The sequence below is a fragment of the Ruminococcus sp. RTP21198st1_G1_RTP21198_201120 genome (assembly GCF_040924265.1).
Lineage (GTDB): Bacteria > Bacillota > Clostridia > Oscillospirales > Ruminococcaceae > Hominimerdicola > Hominimerdicola aceti.
Window position 1 is genome coordinate 15,565 of record NZ_JBCOMH010000015.1, and the last position, 20,787, is coordinate 36,351.

The 20,787-nt window shown below is 37.3% G+C and carries 22 protein-coding genes and 3 pseudogenes; 21 read left to right on the forward strand and 4 right to left on the reverse strand.

Annotation, left to right across the window (positions count from 1 at the left end; genetic code table 11):
- Positions 1–19 precede the first annotated feature (19 nt).
- The 18 genes and pseudogenes from AB5627_RS10420 to AB5627_RS10505 form a co-directional block, all read left to right on the forward strand.
- Positions 20–611: pseudogene (locus AB5627_RS10420) on the forward strand (polymorphic toxin-type HINT domain-containing protein); the annotation flags it as partial.
- Positions 612–1,075: 464 nt separating this feature from the next.
- Positions 1,076–1,420: a hypothetical protein gene (locus tag AB5627_RS10425; protein ID WP_117925365.1), complete on the forward strand. Its 345-nt coding sequence runs from the start codon at positions 1,076–1,078 to the stop codon at positions 1,418–1,420.
- A 120-nt stretch (positions 1,421–1,540) separates the two neighbouring features.
- Positions 1,541–2,449 (forward strand): annotated as a pseudogene (locus AB5627_RS10430) (polymorphic toxin-type HINT domain-containing protein); the annotation flags it as partial.
- The gene (locus AB5627_RS10435) at positions 2,442–2,651 is read left to right on the forward strand and encodes a hypothetical protein (RefSeq protein ID WP_022287973.1); all 210 of its coding nucleotides are present in this window, start codon (positions 2,442–2,444) and stop codon (positions 2,649–2,651) included. The pseudogene AB5627_RS10430 and the gene AB5627_RS10435, both read left to right, overlap by 8 nt.
- Before the next feature lie 4 nt (positions 2,652–2,655).
- Positions 2,656–3,276 (forward strand): annotated as a pseudogene (locus AB5627_RS10440) (polymorphic toxin-type HINT domain-containing protein); the annotation flags it as partial.
- 12 nt (positions 3,277–3,288) lie between these two features.
- Positions 3,289–3,816: a hypothetical protein gene (locus AB5627_RS10445; protein ID WP_022287971.1), complete on the forward strand. Its 528-nt coding sequence runs from the start codon at positions 3,289–3,291 to the stop codon at positions 3,814–3,816.
- 247 nt (positions 3,817–4,063) lie between these two features.
- A complete protein-coding gene (locus AB5627_RS10450; RefSeq protein WP_265290678.1) occupies positions 4,064–5,020 on the forward strand; it encodes a hypothetical protein in 957 nt (318 codons plus the stop codon).
- Positions 5,017–5,268 (forward strand): hypothetical protein, encoded by a 252-nt coding sequence (locus AB5627_RS10455; RefSeq protein ID WP_022287969.1) that lies wholly within the window; start codon positions 5,017–5,019, stop codon positions 5,266–5,268. Before AB5627_RS10450 ends, AB5627_RS10455 begins: the two co-directional genes overlap by 4 nt.
- A gap of 150 nt (positions 5,269–5,418) precedes the next feature.
- Positions 5,419–6,027 carry a hypothetical protein gene (locus AB5627_RS10460; protein WP_022287967.1) on the forward strand — a complete coding sequence of 203 codons (609 nt, stop codon included), beginning with the start codon at positions 5,419–5,421 and terminating at the stop codon, positions 6,025–6,027.
- A gap of 22 nt (positions 6,028–6,049) precedes the next feature.
- A complete protein-coding gene (locus tag AB5627_RS10465; RefSeq protein ID WP_022287966.1) occupies positions 6,050–6,931 on the forward strand; it encodes a leucine-rich repeat domain-containing protein in 882 nt (293 codons plus the stop codon).
- Positions 6,932–6,954: 23 nt separating this feature from the next.
- The gene (locus tag AB5627_RS10470; protein ID WP_022287965.1) at positions 6,955–7,251 is read left to right on the forward strand and encodes a hypothetical protein; all 297 of its coding nucleotides are present in this window, start codon (positions 6,955–6,957) and stop codon (positions 7,249–7,251) included.
- A 608-nt stretch (positions 7,252–7,859) separates the two neighbouring features.
- A complete protein-coding gene (locus AB5627_RS10475) occupies positions 7,860–8,312 on the forward strand; it encodes a hypothetical protein (RefSeq protein WP_265290676.1) in 453 nt (150 codons plus the stop codon).
- A 662-nt stretch (positions 8,313–8,974) separates the two neighbouring features.
- Positions 8,975–9,223, forward strand: a complete 249-nt coding sequence (locus tag AB5627_RS10480; protein WP_265290675.1) for a hypothetical protein — start codon at positions 8,975–8,977, stop codon at positions 9,221–9,223.
- Between the two features lie 3 nt (positions 9,224–9,226).
- Positions 9,227–9,781: a hypothetical protein gene (locus AB5627_RS10485; RefSeq protein ID WP_022287963.1), complete on the forward strand. Its 555-nt coding sequence runs from the start codon at positions 9,227–9,229 to the stop codon at positions 9,779–9,781.
- A gap of 292 nt (positions 9,782–10,073) precedes the next feature.
- The gene (locus tag AB5627_RS10490; RefSeq protein ID WP_022287961.1) at positions 10,074–10,979 is read left to right on the forward strand and encodes a DUF5104 domain-containing protein; all 906 of its coding nucleotides are present in this window, start codon (positions 10,074–10,076) and stop codon (positions 10,977–10,979) included.
- Positions 10,980–11,375: 396 nt separating this feature from the next.
- Complete coding sequence (locus AB5627_RS10495) at positions 11,376–11,954, forward strand: hypothetical protein (RefSeq protein WP_038671452.1); 579 nt, start codon at positions 11,376–11,378, stop codon at positions 11,952–11,954.
- A gap of 383 nt (positions 11,955–12,337) precedes the next feature.
- Complete coding sequence (locus AB5627_RS10500) at positions 12,338–12,772, forward strand: hypothetical protein (RefSeq protein ID WP_022287958.1); 435 nt, start codon at positions 12,338–12,340, stop codon at positions 12,770–12,772.
- On the forward strand, positions 12,772–12,915 hold the full coding sequence (locus AB5627_RS10505; RefSeq protein ID WP_022287957.1) for a hypothetical protein: 144 nt from the start codon (positions 12,772–12,774) through the stop codon (positions 12,913–12,915). The genes AB5627_RS10500 and AB5627_RS10505 overlap by 1 nt, the downstream gene beginning before the upstream one ends.
- A 68-nt stretch (positions 12,916–12,983) precedes the next feature.
- Here the strand turns inward: AB5627_RS10505 and AB5627_RS10510 are convergent, their stop codons facing one another.
- A complete protein-coding gene (locus AB5627_RS10510; protein WP_265290674.1) occupies positions 12,984–13,331 on the reverse strand; it encodes a hypothetical protein in 348 nt (115 codons plus the stop codon).
- A 66-nt stretch (positions 13,332–13,397) separates the two neighbouring features.
- Here AB5627_RS10510 and AB5627_RS10515 point away from each other — a divergent pair, with 66 nt between their 5' ends.
- From AB5627_RS10515 to AB5627_RS10525, 3 genes are all read left to right on the forward strand, one after another.
- Positions 13,398–14,228, forward strand: a complete 831-nt coding sequence (locus tag AB5627_RS10515) for a hypothetical protein (RefSeq protein WP_265290673.1) — start codon at positions 13,398–13,400, stop codon at positions 14,226–14,228.
- Positions 14,229–14,241: 13 nt separating this feature from the next.
- Positions 14,242–14,457: a hypothetical protein gene (locus AB5627_RS10520; protein WP_022287790.1), complete on the forward strand. Its 216-nt coding sequence runs from the start codon at positions 14,242–14,244 to the stop codon at positions 14,455–14,457.
- A 66-nt stretch (positions 14,458–14,523) separates the two neighbouring features.
- The gene (locus AB5627_RS10525; protein WP_368369834.1) at positions 14,524–14,859 is read left to right on the forward strand and encodes a hypothetical protein; all 336 of its coding nucleotides are present in this window, start codon (positions 14,524–14,526) and stop codon (positions 14,857–14,859) included.
- Between the two features lie 148 nt (positions 14,860–15,007).
- Here the strand turns inward: AB5627_RS10525 and AB5627_RS10530 are convergent, their stop codons facing one another.
- From AB5627_RS10530 to AB5627_RS10540, 3 genes are all read right to left on the reverse strand, one after another.
- Positions 15,008–15,274: a DUF1294 domain-containing protein gene (locus AB5627_RS10530; protein ID WP_117864549.1), complete on the reverse strand. Its 267-nt coding sequence runs from the start codon at positions 15,272–15,274 to the stop codon at positions 15,008–15,010.
- A gap of 58 nt (positions 15,275–15,332) precedes the next feature.
- A complete protein-coding gene (locus AB5627_RS10535; RefSeq protein WP_022287792.1) occupies positions 15,333–19,046 on the reverse strand; it encodes a phosphoribosylformylglycinamidine synthase in 3,714 nt (1,237 codons plus the stop codon).
- A gap of 181 nt (positions 19,047–19,227) precedes the next feature.
- Complete coding sequence (locus AB5627_RS10540) at positions 19,228–20,715, reverse strand: L-fucose/L-arabinose isomerase family protein (protein WP_368369835.1); 1,488 nt, start codon at positions 20,713–20,715, stop codon at positions 19,228–19,230.
- Positions 20,716–20,787 lie beyond the last annotated feature (72 nt).

Consider the following 20,787-nt stretch of genomic DNA (forward strand, 5'->3'; position numbering starts at 1 on the left):
ATTAATTAAAACATAGTTTGCTTTTGTGCAATTCAACCAGAAACTTCACTCCAGCAAGTTGTATAATGGTTTTCAATTTACTGTAAGTGCTTTGGCAGTTTTCAGCGGAAGCACTTATAGTTCAATGAAAAAGCATCAAGAAACGCTTACTTGTTTTGTTGCAGGAACAATGATACTAACAGCAAGCGGACTTGTTGCTATTGAAAACATAAAAGCAGGAGATAAAGTTATCTCTACAGACCCCGAAACCTTTGAAACTGCCGAGAAAACAGTTCTTGAAACCTACATAAGAGAGGTAACAACGCTTGTTCATCTCACTGTGAACGGTGAAGAAATCGTTACAACTGTTGACCACCCGTTTTATGTAAAAAATCAAGGCTTTATCAAAACAGGAGAACTAATAGTTGGTGATGAACTCCTTGATGTAAATGGAAATGTTCTTTTAGTTGAAAATTTTGATGTCGAGTTGACAGAAGAACCTACCAAGGTGTATAATTTTCAGGTGGAGGTTTTTCATACCTATCATGTTGGCGAATTAGGTGTATTAGTTCATAATGCAGAAAAAATATGGTAACGGTCATTATGATAATAATCCTAGTGATAATCCCAAAGTATTAGCTGATGCTGAAGAAGATCCCAATGCAGTGTATGGCTATAAACCCAAAAAAGATGGCAGTTTGAAAAATTTCGCTAATGTGGATTGGTCAGATCCGGAATTTGTTGAAAGTGCAAGGCAAAAAAGAATTCAGTATATTGAAGATGATAGATCAATATGCGATTTAGTTTCTGATATGAAAAATAAAGGATGTTCTACAGAAGAAATAGCACATTTAATTTGTGATTATCGTAATCAAACAAGGTTAAATTCCTATCTCGATTTAGATGGAAATATTATAAATGAAAATGGATATAATGCTGCTTTAGAACGTATGCAAACTAGGTCTTATGATGCGTTAATTTCTAGTGGCAAGACACCAGAACAAATTATCAGTTCATCGATGAGAACAAATCCGGCAATGGATGCATGTGTAGGACTTTATGATGAAAATTTTAATAGTTATTAAGGAGTAATCATATGTACAAAATTGAAAAGAAAGAAAACTATGAGATTTATGCTTTTGACGAAATTGATTTAAGGATAAAGATTGTTAATAATAATTTATTAAAGAATGTATATATTAATTATAAAGGTTATAATCCATTATTTACAATGCTTTTAGGTGAGTTTTCTGCGGATTGCGAAATAGATTCAATACATTTTGATGTTAAAAGTGAGAATAGTAGACAAAATAATACCCTTTACGCAATTGTACAAAAAGAAGTTTTAGAGCTTTTTATTAAAGACATATATTTTTTTATAATAGAAAATAAGATAGAGCAAAAGCTTAATGAAAGAGATAAATCAATTTGGTCTTTTTAACTAATTGAATGAAGAAATTTACAATTTGCACAGATTAGCATAGCCGGTGTTGCCGTATTTACAGGCGGAATGAATAAAGGCTTTAACAGTGCGGCAAATAAAGCAGGCGTTAAGCCGTCTTGTTTCGTTGCTGGAACTCTTGTCATGGCTGTAGCAGGAATGGTTGCCATAGAAAAGATAAAGTCAGGAGATAAAGTCATTTCAACAGACCCTGAAACAATGGAAACTTCTCCGAAAACTGTTCTTGAAACCTACATAAGAGAGGTAACAACGCTTGTTCATCTCACTGTGAACGGTGAAGAAATCGTTACAACTGTTGACCACCCGTTTTATGTAAAAAATCAAGGCTTTATCAAAGCAGGAGAACTAATAGTTGGTGATGAACTTCTTGATGTAAACGGAAATGTTCTTTTAGTTGAAAAATTTAATGTTGAGTTGACAGAAGAACCTGTTACGGTGTATAATTTTCAGGTAGATGAGTTTCATACATATCATGTTGGTGAAATTGGTGTTTGGGTTCATAATGCAAATGCAGATTATAACTTAAGTGAAACCGTGTATCGCAAAATAGGTGAAGATGACACGATTTCATTTGGTGAAAATGAAGAGACTGTTAAATATCGAAGAGTTCAAGGAGGAGATGGCAGCAGTAATTCTAGTCAACAAAAAATAACGGTAAATGAAAACGGGTCAATTTCAATTGCTAACAAGGATAAAAATTTAAATATTAGCATAGATAACGGAGAACATTCAACTTATTTTAAAAATGAAGTTCGAGGAAATGAAGCATATACAGTTGAATTTGAGGTACCAAAGTGGTTTGATGACTTATTACAAGAAAATACAATAAGCCAAGATGGTTATCGCTCAAATCCGTTGAATCAAGGGGGAACTGCTCCAAAGCTAACTGATATATCTACACCTGGTCGAAGTTATGAATTACCAGCACCATGGTCTGAATGGATAGAAGAAGTTGCCACTAATGGGAAAATTATAGAGCGAAATCTAAGGAGAGTGCGTAATGGATAATAAAATGCGTATTATGTCGGAAGAATTTGAAAATACAAATACTGGTGAAAAGGTAACTGGTGTTACAGTTATGATTGATGGTAAATTAAAACAAGTGTTTGATGTTATGATTAAAAAAAGTGGTGGGGAAAAAAGTTATTTAGAAATGTTGCAAGAGGTGCTTGTTATGGGTATAGATGAGTATATAAAAAGGTTAAAGTAGAGTAATTGTTGCAATCAATAAAGTCATTTCAACAGACCCTGAAACAATGGAAACTTCTCCGAAAACTGTTCTTGAAACCTACATAAGAGAGGTAACAACGCTTGTTCATCTCACTGTGAACGGTGAAGAAATCGTTACAACTGTTGACCACCCGTTCTATGTAAATAGTCGTGGCTTTGTCAAAGCAGGAGAACTTGCAATCGGTGATGAACTTCTTGACCCAAACAAAAACATTCTTTTAGTTGAAAATTTTGATGTTGAGTTGACAGAAGAACCTGTTAAGGTTTATAATTTTGAGGTAGAAGATTTTCATACTTATCATGTTGGTAGATTGGGTGTACTGGTGCATAATGCTGGCAAAGAATATGGAAAACAATATTTTCCAGAACGGCAGAAACTGGTTAAGAAAGGAAAAAATATTAGCAAGATAAATCGTGTCACAAGATTAGAGGCAGAAGATTATGTAAATAGATGTAGAGCAGCTGGACTTGGCAAGGATAAAGTTCGTATAGCCCCACCGCATTTCAATAGAATGGATCCAGCAAAATTGGCTGAAGGTATATCAGGTAAGCCGCATTTACGTGTTCCTTCAGGCAAAAATTCTCATGTGGAAATTATTGATTAGGAGAGTGAGAGAATGAAGTTGTATAGAAATGGTTATGTTGTATCCGAGGTAAAAGATAATGATTATACATATAATGTATGGCCGTTTGAAGATGTAGATGATGATAAGAATGCTATGATGTTAACTGAGGAAGCAGATAACACTTGGTTTCTGCAATATGATATGCAACATATTGTCCCTGATTTTAAGTTTGTATATAAATATTTTCAATATTGTCAAAACAATGGGCTAAAGTCGAATATTCTTTTGTATGAAACAACTAACAAAGAAATCGTTGTTCCTGAAATTAAATTACCAACTAAATTATTAGGTTTTGATTGCATTGGTAATGTATATTATTCGTATTTAAAAAATGAATATAACTATTTTAAAGACGATTTAAATGCAAAAGGTATATATGTCAATAAATATGGGTTATTGGATTCTTTAGAAGATGTTTTGACTTATATAAGCTTAAGACAAAAAGACATTAGTTCTGGAATACAGTTGGAAAATTTCTGGAAAGAGCTCCCAACAAAGATTAGTTGTGTCAAATTGTAAAAGTGTATTCATTTAGCAATGGGATTAGTCGCAATCAAAAATATAAAAGCAATAAAACTAATAGTTGGCAATTAAAATTATTTTACTTTAACAATATGGAGGTAATAAAATGCCCACAAACCAAGAAAAAGTCTCACAGCTTTTAGATACTATTAGGAGTTGTAGTAAAATACAACTGTATAAACTCTGACTATTATTGAGAGCAAAGACGATTTTTACGACGAGTACTACTACATGAAGCCCGAATGTGAAAAAAGCCGTTGGGAGAAATTCAAAGACGGCTGCAAAAAAAGTCGGAGAGTGGTGCAAGGAGCATTGGAAAGAGATTCTTATCACAGTAACAATTGTAATAGGAGCAGTATTAGTTATAGTTGCTGTTGTTGCCACTGGCGGAATGGCTCTTGTACCATTATTAACCACGGTGCTTACAACATTTGGAGTTTCTGCAGGTCTTGCTACAACAATTGCAACGATAACTAGTCTTTCTGTTGCTACAATAGCGATACTTTCAACTCTTGGTTCAAGTACATTAAATATAATTGACACATGGGGAAATATTGATAATTCAGTTTTTAATACATTTCAAAATGTATTAAATTGGACAAGTACAATATCGAATTGTTTTTATTCCATTGGTTCTATTTATAGTAGTGTAAAAGGAATTTCAAATGCTGATTTAAGAAATTATGGAAAGCAATGGACTACTAATCCTCAATTTCGTTCAGCCATAAGCGGTGCAAGTGAATATAATTTCACACTTAAATCTGATTCGTCAACTTTCTGGTCTGGAATTGGAGATGAGGGTATATGTAACGGAGATCAAATAGCGGCAAATTGTGCGGATAAAATGGGAAGATCTACTTTGGAAACAACTCTTTCATCGAAGGGTGTTGAACTTCCAAATTGGGATGTTTCCAATCCTTCTACAATAAGCGCATGGAATAGTGCTTCTTCCTCCTACGCAATGCATTCTTTAGGGAATGTGGAAGCGTTACTCGGAAATACTGTTCGACCAACCAGTGTATGGAATGTCTTTGAACGTACTATTTTAAGAATAAATCCTAATGTAGGAAATATCACAATATATACGCCTACTGCGGTTAATGTGATTACGCATACTACTCAGGTTGGTTCACTAATAAGGAGTTTGTTTATAGGAACTTCTCAGACGGGAATATTATTAAATGATTGGAATAAAAAATGAAAGAAATTAAAATTACAGGTACGAAATGGTATGTCGATATTGAGTACAAAGAGAATATCGCAAGATTTGGTGGGGAAATGTGCGTAGATGGTTTTTATGCAACAGTAAATAGTATATCTTGGATAAAACATCAAGGATATATCGAGAAGAATGAATTGACTGAACTTATCAAAGCGGTGCGAAAGCAAAATAAGAATAGTTCATTCAAAATTGAGTTTGTAAATGATGATGGAAGCGAATATAAATAATATATGCTGGATTTTTACCGGGTAAAGGAGTGGTTTATGAGATACAATAATGAAGTATTTGTAAAATATAGAATAGATAAAAATTCTATTGTTTTTTGGGCTTCGGACATTAATGAAAATATTTCCGATGTTGTGACTATTGACTAAAATGTGGCTGATGCTATTGATTTTGCAATTGCTCTAAATGTGCAACATGGTTCTAATTATGAGAATATTGAATTACATTTTGGATTCTCACGAGAAGAGGAAAATCTTTTTAATGGGGAAAATTCTCCAACTGTTGAAGAGTTTAAAAGGAGAGCAAATGAATTTGGCTCGGAGGTTATGAAAGATTTTGTTCATGAGGCATTACAGTATGTTGAATTTAACGATAATTTAGACATTGTGGATTTTGCTAATGGAAGTACTGATAGAATGATATCCTATAGTGGAGATATTATTTCGACAAGGTATGACGATCAGGATTTTTTATCTGATATTGATCCGAATAATATACAGTATAAATTTGAGAACAGTAGCAGTAATTTTCTGGAAGCTCAACAGGAATATAATAAGGCTGTAATGGATGGCAGAATCGATCCTAAATCGGAGTTCATATCAAATAATGGTGGTATTGATCAAATTCGCAATAATATAAATTACGATGTTAAATCTACTTTGGGTGCTTATATTGATGGTGAACTTGTAGGAGAAAAAAAGAAGAGAGCAGATAAATATAAACAGCATATTGATGCCTTTATAACATTTTTACAAGATTAACTTAATGAGGGATTTGTTTATAATGAAACATAAAACCATATTTTCTACGATGATAATTATTACTTGTATTCTTATAATATTTTTGGCTATTGTAATAGGTTTCGGAATATGGTTCTTAAACAGTGATAATGAAACAGAAGCTGATTTACAGTGGAAACGAAAAACCATTAACGATTGTATTAATCAAACAAGTCAGAATTATGATGAGATACGTGAGTTGGTTTGTGATCCGGGTTCTGATGTTGCACTTTTGGGACACGATTATGATTTGCTCAGCAAATTAACGAATCTTGAAACAATTACTATTGTCGGAATCAGTGACGCTTCAGATGCACAGAACTTTTTTGAAGAGTTAACTAAACTAAAAAAATTAACTTCTGTTAATATTGTAGATTCACCTATTGGTTCAATAAGAAAGCTGGCAGATATCAGAAGTCTATCAAGTTTGTGCATTAGATCTAATCCTTATGGGGGTGCTCGTTTTAAAATTGACGATATTAACTTGCTCGGAACAGAGGGAAGCTTCAAGAATTTAAAATCGTTGGAATTATACGATGTTCAAATTGAAACTTTACCGGATTTATCCGAATTAACGGAATTGAAATCACTTTCAATTTCAGGAGCTGATTTTACCAAGCTGGATGATGAAAGTGTTAATTGGGAGAATATTGTATCCCTCAATATAAATTCTACGAATATACACTCAATTGATAAAGAAATTATAAATAAACTTTATAATCTAAAAGCTTTAGATGTTTCTTATTGTAATATTACAGACATAAGCTTTGTGTTAAACTTACCAAAATTAGAAGAGTTCTCATATTTAGGCCATGATACTCATGGAATTGATTTGAAATGCTTAAATGAACATCCAAATTATGATGAAGCTTGGATGAAAGATTAAAAAGTTTAATAGAAGATAATGTTATGAAAGTAATATCAATTGAATATCCAACTCCGTTGAAGAATTGTAACATAAAAAATGATAATATTGATATTTTTGTCAAACTGGAAAACGGAAATAAATATTGCATTACTGTTGCAACAATCGATTGGATAAGCGATCATGTGGGAGAAAGGCATTTACCAAGCGGATCACCTGATTTAATAGTTAAAGAATTACAAAATCAGTTGATTGAAGATGCTGTTAAAGAATACTCAGGGGATGACGCATACTGGCTGCGGGTATTCAGTATGTCTTATGGGGATGAAGTTCCTGATTGATATAAACTTAAAACTTTATGACAATCAATATCAATCTTAGAAATAATCAATCGTGATAAAATATTTAATTATGCTTTAACTTTTATTCAAATGTTTTGAAGATAATGATGTTCAAGAAGGATCAGAAGTAAATGCTTTTCGACACACTTTTTGGATTTCAATTATAACAAGTAAGTGGGGAGAGAATATAGGCTTACAAGCTGGTAATGCTCATGAAAAAAATCAAAACGTTATTCATGAAATCAAAGATATATACTCGCATAGGTTTAAAACTTTAGGTGATGCTGATCAAGCAGTTGATTTGTTAAACAATGTTATTGGACGGGAAATTTGAAAAACAACATCAATTGATAGTACATCCAAAGATATAGCAAAAAAAGTATTAGATTACTATTATACAAATGGATTAAATATTGTGAAGGAAACCTATGATGGATATTATGTGACTGTAAAAGAACGACTTTCATACGAACGATACAAAGATGATTTAATTATATTGGAAACACTTGATGAAAACGGATTTCAACCAGATAATAAATACTATAATAAAAAAGGTGATTGAATTGGTCAAGAAATATATTAGAGTAATTTTGATTGGAGTATTGTGTATGGGAGTTATACTGAGCATTTTTTCAATAATAAATTATCGTCATTCAAAATCGTTAAAGGATAAAATTATAAAAAAATGTAATGATGATACCGAGATTATTATACATATGTCTGATTTTACTGGCTTTGAATGGGATAAGTGTATTGTATATGGACCGTCAACGCAAACGAAAGATATATGTGATGCATTTGATATAAATTATAATACATATCTTGATTTGAATTATGGAATTATCTTCCTTAATAATAACGATGTTACTTATGAAGAATTTTTCAAAGTCTCAGATCATGATTTTACAAATAAAATTCCAGAATTTATTATTTATCCATATAGACAAAACGAAAGTACACAAGTAAAATATGCAAGTTTTGAAAAGAATGAAGCGGAATTTAAATGTATAAAGAAAGATTCTGATAATGGCTATTATTATAGGCTTTACCCTATTAATTAAGTCGACATCGCACAAAGATTTTGGGTTACACTTGATTTTAAATAAGAGCATAAAGTGGTAACAAATGATCCAACGGCAACGACGGATGTATGTTGGTAAGCAGAATGGTATGCGTTTTTGAAAAACAATTAATGTGAGATGGAATTTTTATTATTTGGAATACTGTATCGAGGTTTAAACTATGAGAAGATGCGAACCACTAAACACATAAAAAGCAAACAGATAATTGAACTTAGAAAACATATGGCACTATTGAAAATGGTTTTGCACCTTGTTAATACTATATACCATAAATTTGGAAATGATTATTGCAAAGCAATAAAAAATAACATTACATCAATAATAAAAAATGATCCTGAATATGCCGTAAAATATTATCACCCTTTATTAATGATAATGCTGATTTGAAATCACTGAAATCAAAAGTGCTTAAAATTGACAGCAGCATATGCAATGTTGATGATGTTATCAGCTCGATAAAATCATCAACGCAGACCCAAGAGGACAAAATTGAATCACTTGAGTCATTGAAAGAAAATATTAATGAATACATTTCCGATGTTGTGACTATTGACTAAAATACGGCTGATGCTATCAATAAAAGCAAGAATGATTTTTATGATAAATATGAATACCTGAAACCGGATATTGAAAAAAGCTGGTTGGAAGAAAAAGTGGATAGTGCTTGTGAGTGGTGCAAGAAGCATTGGAAAGAGATTCTCATCACAGTAACAATTGTAATAGGAGCAGTATTAGCTATAGCAATGGTAACAAGTGTTTCAAAGCTAGCTAATTTTGGAACTAGCAATCAATTATTAATTAACATTCCAAGAACTTTTGAATTTACATCAGGTTTATCAGGTCTATTTTCATTAAATGGAAGCATCATCAATTGGTTAAAGGAGAAGTGATAATTGAAAATGCATATGGAATTTGTAACAGTAGGCAAAGCAAGTAGCGATAAAATTCATGTAAAATATAATGATAAAATAGCAACATTTCATGGAGAAATAGGAATAGATTATTTTTTGGTGCTTGCTAATAAAATAGAGTGGTATCCAAATAAAAAAGCAACAATTAATGAAAAAATAGAATTGATGACTATAGCAAACAAAACCTTTTTGGGTGAGAAACGGTTGTATTTTATAGCAGATGATGCAATATGGTTTGATTGGAAAGGTTCTCCTTTAATTGTTATAGAAAATAATATTATAAAATCAATAAAAATATCATGTGTTTGTGAAGTACTAGCTGAAGTTGATGAGTTTAACGATATTTCCGATTTTTGTTATCTAAAAAAATATATTGCTGAATTAAAAAAAGCAAAGAAACTTTGTAAAAAACACTCCATTAATAAGTATGATGGTTATGGACATAAAAAATTTTATTATAAGTGTACAAAATGTAGAAGTGTTTGGGCTTTAACAGAACCTGACGGCAATTTTAACGGAAGATTGGAAAAACTATAGGTTTATAGCTTTAGACACGATAAAATATATGATCAATTATATTTCCAATCAAAAGTGTGGAATTGAAAAAATAAGCAGTAAAATAGCGGAATATATTTTACGTTTTGATAGTGCTGATAAGAGTAAGTACGTTTTTTTTACGATAAGTATGAATACTTAAAACCGGATATTGAGGATGGAGAATGGCGAGATCATGTATGAGGCTTTCAGAGATGCGACTGACAGAACTGCAGGGTGGTCATTCTCAGATGAGACTTACATAGCAACATTAGACTGGAAGGAGAAATAATAAATGAAAAAAGTCATCAGCCTTATTTCGAGCTTAGCATTGGTGATATCTCTGAGTAGTTGTGCCATTAAAGAAACGCCTATCATAAACGGTGTTGAGTATAAATATAACGATCAGTTCTACGCAGATACGGTAGATCAATTATTGACATACATAGACGATGGGGATAAAGACGGCGTAAAATCCTTACTGTGTAACGGTCTGAAAAATTCAGATGGTATTGACGCTGATATACAAGCGCTGATTGATGGATTTGAAGGCGATATAATTCGCACGACAGAGTATGAAAAGGATACTGTGAGCGCCAGTTCTTCAGGAAAAAATTATACCAGTGCTTTTCTTTCCAGATCATTTTATATTATCACGGATAAGCAAAAATATGGGGTATATATAGCAGTTTGTCCCATCGATGAAAAGCATGATGATGGGGAAGATCTGGTCGGCGTTTATAACATATCCATAAATACTTTGGATTATGAGTCCGGTGATATCGAGTGTAATACTGCCAATACTATTGAAATTGCAGACCATAACTGCTGCGTTGCTTCCGGTTATGGCGACAGCAGCAGTTATATAGTGGCTCAGACGGGCAATAAGTACGAAGTTATAGATATTTACAGGATAATCAATCCTCAAAGTATTGTAAAATATAATGATATAACCGCATGGAACAGCAGAGATTTTCTGAGCTTTAAGGAAAAATTCGGCGCTCCGTATGCCGAATCTCTTGACAATGACAAGGAACATGTTTTAGCCGATGTATATATGTATGAAATTTCAGATAGCAATAAATATGCGATCGTGGCTGTTGGCAGAGATGACGGCTCGATCAATGCGCTGTCTGTTAAGGATATAGACAGCCGTTGGAGCGAAGATAATAAATATGAATATATTTTAGAGAATGAATAGATTAAAGGCAAGGAATTAAATAACAAATGAGCAGCGAAATAATCGGAACAAAATTCAAGTGAACGGTATTAACATTGACACCGTTTTCTTCACACCATTTATGCACTGTAAGTCAGCTACTTTTCTGTGCCTGGATCTGGGCTGACCATTCAGTCAGGCGAAATTCGTTCTTTACCGTTGCGATCGTTGTTTTCATTATCATTATCTTTATCTCCACATCTAATTTGGTCTAAGCAGCTCTATAAACTTTTTGAGATTGGGTAATTTACTCTATCGAGTTGCTTGAAGTTTATTATACTTCTTTAGTCATCGGTGGGGTAGATGCGGAGGGTTTGACGGTTACATTCAAATTCACAACGTCAATGATAGATGATATTTTAGAAGATGTCCCCGTTATTGATACAAATAGATATATTTGATGTAAAAATAGAAAATGTTTATTCGTCGTTTGGTGGGAAAGGAAATGTTATGAAATTGGAAAAACAAATTACAAATGGAGAGCTGCTTGAACTTACAAAAAAAGCATTTGAAAATAATGAGGTTGCTGAGTTCCTTTGCGGAGAGAAAGGATATGCTTGTCCTATAAGTCACTTTGTTCCAGCAAATGTACCAACGGATTTTAGTAGAATTATAGATTTTGGAGTATACAAACTTTATGAGGAAACTAAAAATGAAAAAATTGTTGCCAAATTCGAAGAAGCCATATTGTATCTTCTTGATTGCGATCCAGCAAAGAATTGGATAGCGTTTATGGTATGTTGGAATCAAATTAGGAATGAAAAAAGACACGAAGCACCATTTAAATTCATTAATCAAGAGTTAATTGAGAAATTGAAGGAAACGCTATTAAAACACGAAAAGGAGCTTCGTGTTTGTAAGGAATGGCAAGGTTGGAATGAAGAAAATGGGCTTTGGCAGGAAATTACAAGAATTAATAACATTGCAACTAAAGATTATGGGGTGAGTATATTATGAATATAGACGAAATATTTAGTAAAGGTGCATCTTATTTAATATCTGAAAAAGGTTATGAAGACTATATTTCAGGCAAAGATGTTACATTGTGACGTCCTGTTGGAGATGATACTGTTGTTTTGGTTGCACCAAGTGCCGAAATTGATGAAGCTATAATTAAAACCAAATCCGGATGTTAACCCTAATATAGAAGAAATTGGCAACACGAATTCAATAAATGGAATCCCAACCAAACAATTAAATAATCTATATAATTCATTAGGAAGAGATTCTGAGTGCTTACGTTTCATTCATTGTATTTACTATACAAGCGCAGCAAGAGGTTTTATAAGGGTTCTCTTTAAAATACCCTTAAATACTTTTATTATTGTGAGGTTTAGACTATGGCATTTGTTAATGAAAAGCTGACTCCAACGCAAAGAGAGGAACTGGCTAAGAAAAAGATTAAGAACCCATACGGGAGCTTTAGGGACACGACAGAAGGTATCATGCCCCTGTACTTAACTATTGACAAAAATTCTGAAACATGGTTAGCACATTGCTATAACCATCATGACACGAATAATGATATAGAGGAATTTATCTTTATGTATAAATCAAATCCGATACCTGTTCAAGCAATAAAGAGTATTCATGAACAACAAGTTTGTTGGAAAATAACACGTATTGATTTCCCAAAAGGATTGCTAAACGATAAAGAACACCTTCAAATTTTGTTAACTGACGCGTTCAAAGCTTACAACATATCCGGATGGCCTGGCGAAGAAAGTGGACAGGCTAAGGTAATATATGGCTATGAGCAAGGATGTGTATTGTAATGTTGACGTTATTGGAAGCATTAGATGAGCTCAATTCAAAATCAGAAAGTGAACTTACGCTTGATTATCTTGAAGAACTTGCTAAAAAAGTATCTATCGAACCTGTGCCTCATTTAACGATTAAAGGCTCTGAGATGACCTAAAATTGGTCTTATCAGAGCCTTTTTTTTACATTATGCTTTTTAACGAAATGTCATTTTAGGTTGTGCATTTATTCTGGCAGCAGGATGCAGGTGCAGAAACCGGGTTCGGGCTGATAGCAATATGTGGTGAGGTCTTTCCCAATCTCAGGGCTAAAATCCTTCAGCGTGTGCTTTGTGCCGTTGAGTGCTACATCTGCGTAAGATACCAGCCATTTTCGATCTCCGTTGCGAAATACTTCATAAAAAGACCGATTCAGCATTTCTTCCACGGGCACACCCTCAACTACCGCCATCTCCTTGTTGCAGTAGCGGAAAATAAAGTCAACACCGTGACCATCTTCATCGAATACAAGTTCGATAACGCAGTAAGCCAGAGGCATTTCGTCCATAATACTGCACTTTTCGTAGAAACCCAACGGCGGGTCGAATTCCTCCTTAGGCGACGGAACTTCTAGCCCAAGCTCCTTACGCAGCCGATGTGGATGGGCTGCGTAAGGAGCTTTGACAAGACCGAGTTTGATCTTGCTTCTGCAGAGAATACAACAATTGAAAACGCACCAACAGACACAACTGCTTTTGGCATTTCCGGAGGTGCGATCACAAAAGATCAGAAGATCGGAACTATTACAGTAAAGATCACCTCAGACACGTCAGATCCCTCAGACATCACTATGGTGAAAAATTTGGAGGATCTGCGCGGTGTATTTGAAAATGGTGGCAAGGCAAAGCTAAACAGCGATCTTAACGGAGCATACGAGATGCTGACGCTTTCGTCAGGAAAAGATCTGGAGTTTTATCTGAACAGAAAGACGCTGAGCAACGGTACTATCGGTTGTTATGTGCAGATGAATGGAAGAGCTGAACAACATCTGATCGTTGACAATTGTACTCTGAATGGGTTGGGCGACAATAATAATTACTCAGATGTGACCTTGAGAGATTGTGTCATCATGAAAGATTGCTTTACCAGCTATGGCGGCATTTGGAAATTCGAGGGAGTCAATAATATTATCGGAACAATGAAAGTTAAGAAAGATGTCACTATTTCCGGCGACTTTACGTTAGGGACGCTTAAAGTTCCTATGGTTACTACCGGTACGCCGACCTTAAAACTGTCGGGTAATATTCGGATAGGCAAATTCTCCTTTGATAGTGTTTATAGAGAAGAGGCAAAGATCATCTGCGGTGTGGGTACATATAACTTTAAGCCGGATGAATATGAAACAGGCAGATATGGCGGTATTCAACTAGCAGAAGGATGCACCGTCAGCGGACCTGATGAGAACGGCATTTACACCGTTACAGCGGAATAAGGAGGGCAGAAAAATGACAAAAGTTATTATATCCATACTGTCGCTGGCAATGACAGCTTCTATGGCGGTCCCTGCCTTTGCGGACACCACTGCCGACGTGCAGGGCAAATATAAGGCAGGTGCGGAATCTCCTGTAACTATATCCGCCGACATTACTTGGGAAGATATGACCTTCGATTACACCGAGGGCGAAAAGACTTGGAATCCTGAAACACATCAAGTCGATTAGGCAGACGGCAAATGGACCAGCGACACAAAGGCTATCACAGTTACAAATCACTCTAATGTGGGCATTATGGCGAAGTTTAATTTTGCTTCCGAGGGTGATATTGAGGGCAGTTTCACTAAAGACGGCACCTCAACTGACAAACTTGCGCTTGACACTATAAAGAATTTGGATGAAGGCTCAGCCGCTCCGTCTGACACGATGAACTTCGGTATTACTGGTGGTGCTATCAGTGAAAATTGCAAGCTGGGAACTATCACGGTGTATATCACTCCTAATGACAACAGCAACTATATCTTAACAGAAGCTGAACTTACTGAAGCCGCTGTAAAAAAACGCACAATGAAAGAAGACTGCTTTCTACCCCGGAAAAAAGGTAGAAAGCAGTCTTTTTTTGTGGTATAATACTATGCACTGTTTTGTATGTGTCAAGTTTTATTATACAGGATCAACTTTATTTTTCGCAAATAAGTTTACGCTGCTTTATATGCTTTCTACCGGAATTTGCAAAAAAAAATTAGGCAGCCGTTACCGACTACCTAAAGAACATATTCTATTCTGCAATGACCTTGTATATGATAAATGCCCATAGTGCAAGAGAAATTATCATCACCATATAAAAATACCAGTGTTTTGTTTTGTGACGGAAAAATTCCATGCCCAGAAATCCTCCTGCAAAGCCGCCAAGCAGGCTCAGACCAAGAAGCGTTTTCTCAGGTATCCGCCATTTGTGTGCTCTTGCCTTGTGCTTATCTGCACCAAAAAGTATGAACGTCAAAAGGCTCATTGCGGAAAGATATATTATAATGTATTTCAGCATATCTTTGTCCTCGTATAAACAAAGGGCGGAAAAGCTCCGCCCTTGTATTTTTGTTTTTTTACTTGAAGTAAGCTACGCCGCTTTCAAATATCTTCTGATCCTTTTCACCAGGAACGTTCTTTGATACGCAGCAGCCCTTACGCTCTGAGTGACCCATTTTACCAAGAACACGTCCGTCAGGTGAGGTGATACCCTCGATAGCCTGGAATGATGTGTTAGGGTTGCAATGAATGTCAAATGTAGGCTCTCCGTCAAAGTCAACATACTGTGTAGCGATCTGTCCGTTTGCTGCAAGCTGTGCGATTTCCTCTGCTGTTGCAACGAAACGTCCCTCACCATGTGAGATAGCCACGCTGTGGATATCGCCTACCTCACAGCCTGCAAGCCATGGTGACTTGTTGGAAGCGATCCTTGTGTTTACCATTTTAGACTGGTGTCTTGCAATGGTGTTGAATGTCAGTGTAGGGGAGTCGTCCCTCATATCTCTTATCTCGCCGTATGGTACAAGACCAAGCTTGATAAGTGCCTGGAAGCCGTTGCAGATACCAAGCATAAGACCGTCACGGTTTTTCAGCAGGTCATGGATAGCGTCTGTAAGTCTTGGGTTTCTCAGGAATGATACGATGAACTTGCCTGAGCCGTCAGGCTCGTCGCCACCGCTGAATCCGCCTGGGAGCATTACTATCTGTGACTCTTTTATCTTCTTCTCCATTGCGTCAACAGACTCCTTGATAGCCTGTTCTGTAAGGTTTCTTACAACGAAGATGTCAGCCTCAGCGCCTGCCTTTTCAAAGGCTCTTGCTGTATCGTATTCGCAGTTTGTGCCAGGGAATACAGGGATAAGCACCTTTGGCTTTGCCACCTTGATAGCAGGTGCAACTCTCTTGTCTGCCTTGTAGCTGTACTTTTCAGGCTTTTCAGCAGGCTCTTTCACATGAACAGGATATACAGGCTCAAGCTTGCCCTCCCAAAGTGTCTGGAGCTTGTCAAGGCTTATTGTGTAGTTGTCTGACTTTATCTCGTAGCTTTCTGTTGTTTCACCGATAACTCTCTCGTCAGTGTCAACGCCCTCTGCAAGCTCGATAACAAATGCGCCATAGCAAGCTCTGTAAAGCTCTTCTGCTGTGAGCTTGTCTGTGAACTTAAAGCCTATCTTGTTACCAAATGCCATTTTTGCAACAGCCTCAGATACACCGCCGTAGGATACAGCCCAGCATGAAAGCACCTTGCCCTCAGCGATAAGCTTTTCTACCTTTTCAAATACTGCCTTCAGTGAATCGAAGTTCACAAGCTTGTTGTCGTCATATTCAGGCTTGATAAGGATCACCTTAGAGCCTGCTTTCTTGAATTCCTGTGAAACTACCTTGTCTGCGTCTGTTACTGAAACAGCGAATGAAACAAGTGTAGGTGGAACGTCTATTTCCTCGAATGTACCGGACATTGAGTCCTTACCGCCGATAGAACCGCATCCCAGCTCTATCTGTGCCTTGTATGCACCGAGGAGAGCAGACATAGGCTTGCCCCAACGCTCAGGATCATTCTGTGTTCTCTCGAAATACTCCTGGAATGTGAGCCAGCACTTCTCGTATGTACCGCCTGTTGCGATGACCTTTGCGATAGACTCAACTACAGCACTCATTGCGCCGTGGTATGGGCTTACAGATGAGAGATATGGGTCATAGCCCCAGCCCATAATGGACGTTGTCTTTGTATTGCCGTGAAGAACAGGGAGCTTTGCAGCCATTGCCTGTGTAGGTGTGTTCTGATATTTACCGCCAAATGGCATAAGAACTGTGTTTGCACCGATTGTTGAGTCAAATCTCTCAATAAGGCCCTTCTGTGAGCAGATGTTGAGGTTTGATATCATAGACTCCCAGCGGTCAGCAGTGTCAGCGTCGTTGCTCTCTGCTGCGAAAACAGGAGCAGGGATAGAAATATCTGTGTGCTTTTCAGCTCCGTTTGAGTTAAGGAACTCTCTTGTAAGGTCAACAATAGTGTTGCCGCACCAGTTCATTTTAAGTCTTGGCTCAGCAGTTACTCTTGCCACCATTGTTGCTTCAAGGTTTTCCTTTGCAGCCTCAGCCATGAACTTTTCAAGGTCGCTCTTTGCGATAACAACAGCCATTCTCTCCTGTGACTCAGAGATAGCAAGCTCAGTGCCGTCAAGACCGTCATACTTCTTTGTAACAGCGTCAAGGTTGATAGAAAGTCCGTCAGCAAGCTCGCCGATAGCAACGGAAACTCCGCCTGCACCGAAGTCGTTACAACGCTTTATCATTGAAGTAACTTCAGGGTTTCTGAACAAACGCTGAAGCTTTCTTTCCTCAGGTGCGTTACCCTTCTGTACCTCAGCTCCGCAGTTTTCAAGTGAGTGGAGGTTGTGTGATTTTGAAGAGCCTGTTGCTCCGCCGCAGCCGTCACGTCCTGTTCTTCCGCCAAGGAGGATAACGATATCCTCAGGCTCAGGTCTTTCACGTCTTACGTTCTCAGCAGGAGCAGCACCTACTACAGCACCTATCTCCATTCTCTTTGCAACATAGCCAGGGTGATATATCTCGTGAACGTGACCGGTAGCAAGACCTATCTGGTTGCCGTATGAAGAATAACCATTTGCCGCACCTACAACTATCTTTCTCTGTGGAAGCTTACCTGTGATAGTGTCCTCAACAGGAACCAGCGGATTGCCTGCGCCTGTTACTCTCATTGCCTGATATACATATGAACGTCCTGACAGAGGGTCTCTGATAGCGCCACCAAGACAAGTTGCCGCACCGCCGAAAGGCTCGATCTCTGTAGGGTGGTTGTGTGTTTCGTTTTTGAACATGAGCAGCCAGTCCTCAGGATTGCCGTCAACGTCAACAGTTATCTTAACCGAGCAAGCGTTTATCTCCTCACTCTCGTCAAGGTCTTTGAGCAGACCAGCCTTTTTAAGCTGCTTTGCGCCGATACAAGCAAGATCCATAAGTGTAACAGGCTTGTCAGTTCTGCCTGCATAAAGGTCTTTTCTTGTGTTGATATAGTCTGCAAAGGTAGCAGCTATGTAGTCAGAGTCGATAGAAACGTTATCGACGATAGTGGAGAATGTAGTATGACGACAGTGATCAGACCAGTATGTATCTATCATTCTTATCTCAGTGATAGTAGGATTTCTCTTTTCAACGTTCTTGAAATAATCCTGACAGAACTTGATATCGTCAAAGTCCATTGCAAGACCCAAGTCTGTAAGCATGAATCTAAGGTCATCGTCTGTTGAATAGATAAAGCCCTCAACAGTTTTGACTGTGGTAGGGATAGTATACTTGATATCAAGTGTATCGAAGCAATCAAGGGAAGCTTCTCTTGACTCAACAGGGTTTATCATATAGTGCTTGATCTGGTCAAGCTCTGCTTCTGTGAGTTTGCCAGAAACGATATAAATTCTCGCTGACTTGATAGTAGGTCTTTTTCCTCCAGTGAGAAGTGAGATACACTGTGCGCAGGAATCAGCTCTCTGATCGAACTGACCTGGCAGATACTCAACTGCAAAAACAAACTCGTCAGCTTTTACAGCAGGCAGGTGATCGTAAGTAACGTCAACAGCAGGCTCAGAGAAAACGACTGGCGCTGCAAGGTCGAAATCCTCTCTTGAAAGACCCTCTGCGTCATAGCGGTTTATAACTCTCAGACCTGTAAGGTTTTCAAGTCCCAGAGCTGACTTTATTCCGCCGATAAGTGAATTTGCTTCAACTGCAAATTCAGGCTTTTTTTCTACATAAATACGGTAAACAGACATGGCTACATCTCCTTATAATAGTTACTACTATTATACTACATTTTTCGCATATTTGTCAATAAAATTCTTATTATTCGGCAGGGCATATAATTATGTGTGAATAAGCATTGGCTCACTTGTTGATTTTTTAGTTCATAAAAGCAGAAATACCGCACCATTACAGTGCGGTATCCCTAAAATATTAATCTGCAAACGGATTTTCTGTTGGATAAAGCATACCCTTTGGCTGATTGAAGCCTATGTCTGTCATGCCAAGATATGTCATAACACTGTGGAGTGCCTTTCCATAGTGACCAAAAGCAACAGCACCGTGGTGAGGATAGTTCTTCTGAACGAGAACATGGCGGTAAAATCTGCCCATTTCGTTGATAGCGAAAATACCGATAGAGCCGAATGAACGTGTTGCAGCAGGAAGAACTTCGCCCTCTGCAATATATCCTTTGAGCTGTGCATCAGCCGTTGACTGGAAGCGGAAGAATGTTATATTTCCGTCAACGATATCGCCCTCAAGAGTACCTCTTGAAATATTAGGCTCGCTGTCTGGCTCAAGATTTCTCTTCATGATACGCTGGAACTTCATCTCAGGCTCTTTTACAAGGCATGAAGCTGTGTTTCCGCAGTGGAAGCCCATGAATGTATCCTTATGTGTGTAAGGGAACTTTCCTGCGATATCATCATTGTATATGTCCGCAGGAATAGTGTTGTTGATGTCAAGGAGCGTAACAGGCTTTTGTGATACACAAACGCCTATGTATTCGCTGACAGCACCGTAGATATCTACTTCGCAGGCAACAGGAATGCCTATCTTTGTAAGTCTTGAATTAACATAGCAAGGAACGAAGCCAAACTGCGTCTGGAATGCAGGCCAGCACTTGTTTGCAAATACAACATATTTTCTTGAACCCTTGTGAGCTTCTGCCCAGTCAAGAAGAGTAAGCTCATACTGCGCAAGTCTTGGAAGAATGCCTGCCATTTTATTGCCCTTGCCAAGCTCTGCTTCCATGTCAGCCACAACAGCAGATATTCTCTCGTCGCCGGCATGGGCGTTGAATGACTCGAAGAGGTCAAGCTCTGAGTTTTCTTCTATCTCGATACCCATATTGTAGAGCTGTCTGATAGGTGCGTTGCAGGCAAGAAAGTCCTGTGGACGTGGTCCGAATGAGATTATCTTCAGATCCTTAAGACCGAGGATAGCCCTTGCAACTGGAACGAACTCGCTTATCATCTTTGCACACTCATCAGGTGTACCAACAGGGTACTCAGGGATATAAGCCTTGATGTTTCTCAGTGCAAGGTTATAGCTTGCGTTGAGCATTCCGCAGTAAGCGTCGCCTCTGTTGTCGATAAGTGCATCACCGCATGGTTCTTCAGCGGCCGCAACGAACATAACAGGACCGCCAAACTTCTTTGCTAGAAGTGTTTCTGAGGACTCAGGTCCGAAGTTTCCAAGATATACAACAAGTGCGTTACAGCCTGCTGTGTTTACCTCGTCAAGGGCTTTGAGCATATCATTCTCGTTCTCCACAACTGTAGGACATTCGTAGATATCTCCGTAAGCCTTTTTGTACTCCTGACAGACCTTGATACGTCTTGATTCTGAAAGCGACATAGGAAAGCAATCTCTTGAAACTGCAACGATGCCAAGTTTTACTTCTGGTATATTTTTCATGTTTTAACCTCCGATTTTCATTTATTTATGACTTTATTCTAGCATACCTTTGTGCTGTTTTCAATAGCTTTT

Coding starts and splice junctions, on each gene's coding strand:
- AB5627_RS10445 (WP_022287971.1), top strand. CDS start 3,289: ATGAAGTTGTATAGAAATGGTTATGTTGTATCCGAGGTAAAAGATAAT.
- AB5627_RS10490 (WP_022287961.1), top strand. CDS start 10,074: ATGAAAAAAGTCATCAGCCTTATTTCGAGCTTAGCATTGGTGATATCT.
- AB5627_RS10515 (WP_265290673.1), top strand. CDS start 13,398: ATGGGCTGCGTAAGGAGCTTTGACAAGACCGAGTTTGATCTTGCTTCT.
- AB5627_RS10425 (WP_117925365.1), top strand. CDS start 1,076: ATGTACAAAATTGAAAAGAAAGAAAACTATGAGATTTATGCTTTTGAC.
- AB5627_RS10540 (WP_368369835.1), bottom strand. CDS start 20,715: ATGAAAAATATACCAGAAGTAAAACTTGGCATCGTTGCAGTTTCAAGA.
- AB5627_RS10470 (WP_022287965.1), top strand. CDS start 6,955: ATGAAAGTAATATCAATTGAATATCCAACTCCGTTGAAGAATTGTAAC.
- AB5627_RS10475 (WP_265290676.1), top strand. CDS start 7,860: ATGGGAGTTATACTGAGCATTTTTTCAATAATAAATTATCGTCATTCA.
- AB5627_RS10520 (WP_022287790.1), top strand. CDS start 14,242: ATGACAAAAGTTATTATATCCATACTGTCGCTGGCAATGACAGCTTCT.
- AB5627_RS10455 (WP_022287969.1), top strand. CDS start 5,017: ATGAAAGAAATTAAAATTACAGGTACGAAATGGTATGTCGATATTGAG.
- AB5627_RS10530 (WP_117864549.1), bottom strand. CDS start 15,274: ATGCTGAAATACATTATAATATATCTTTCCGCAATGAGCCTTTTGACG.
- AB5627_RS10505 (WP_022287957.1), top strand. CDS start 12,772: ATGTTGACGTTATTGGAAGCATTAGATGAGCTCAATTCAAAATCAGAA.
- AB5627_RS10535 (WP_022287792.1), bottom strand. CDS start 19,046: ATGTCTGTTTACCGTATTTATGTAGAAAAAAAGCCTGAATTTGCAGTT.
- AB5627_RS10465 (WP_022287966.1), top strand. CDS start 6,050: ATGAAACATAAAACCATATTTTCTACGATGATAATTATTACTTGTATT.
- AB5627_RS10525 (WP_368369834.1), top strand. CDS start 14,524: ATGGCGAAGTTTAATTTTGCTTCCGAGGGTGATATTGAGGGCAGTTTC.
- AB5627_RS10435 (WP_022287973.1), top strand. CDS start 2,442: ATGGATAATAAAATGCGTATTATGTCGGAAGAATTTGAAAATACAAAT.
- AB5627_RS10500 (WP_022287958.1), top strand. CDS start 12,338: ATGGCATTTGTTAATGAAAAGCTGACTCCAACGCAAAGAGAGGAACTG.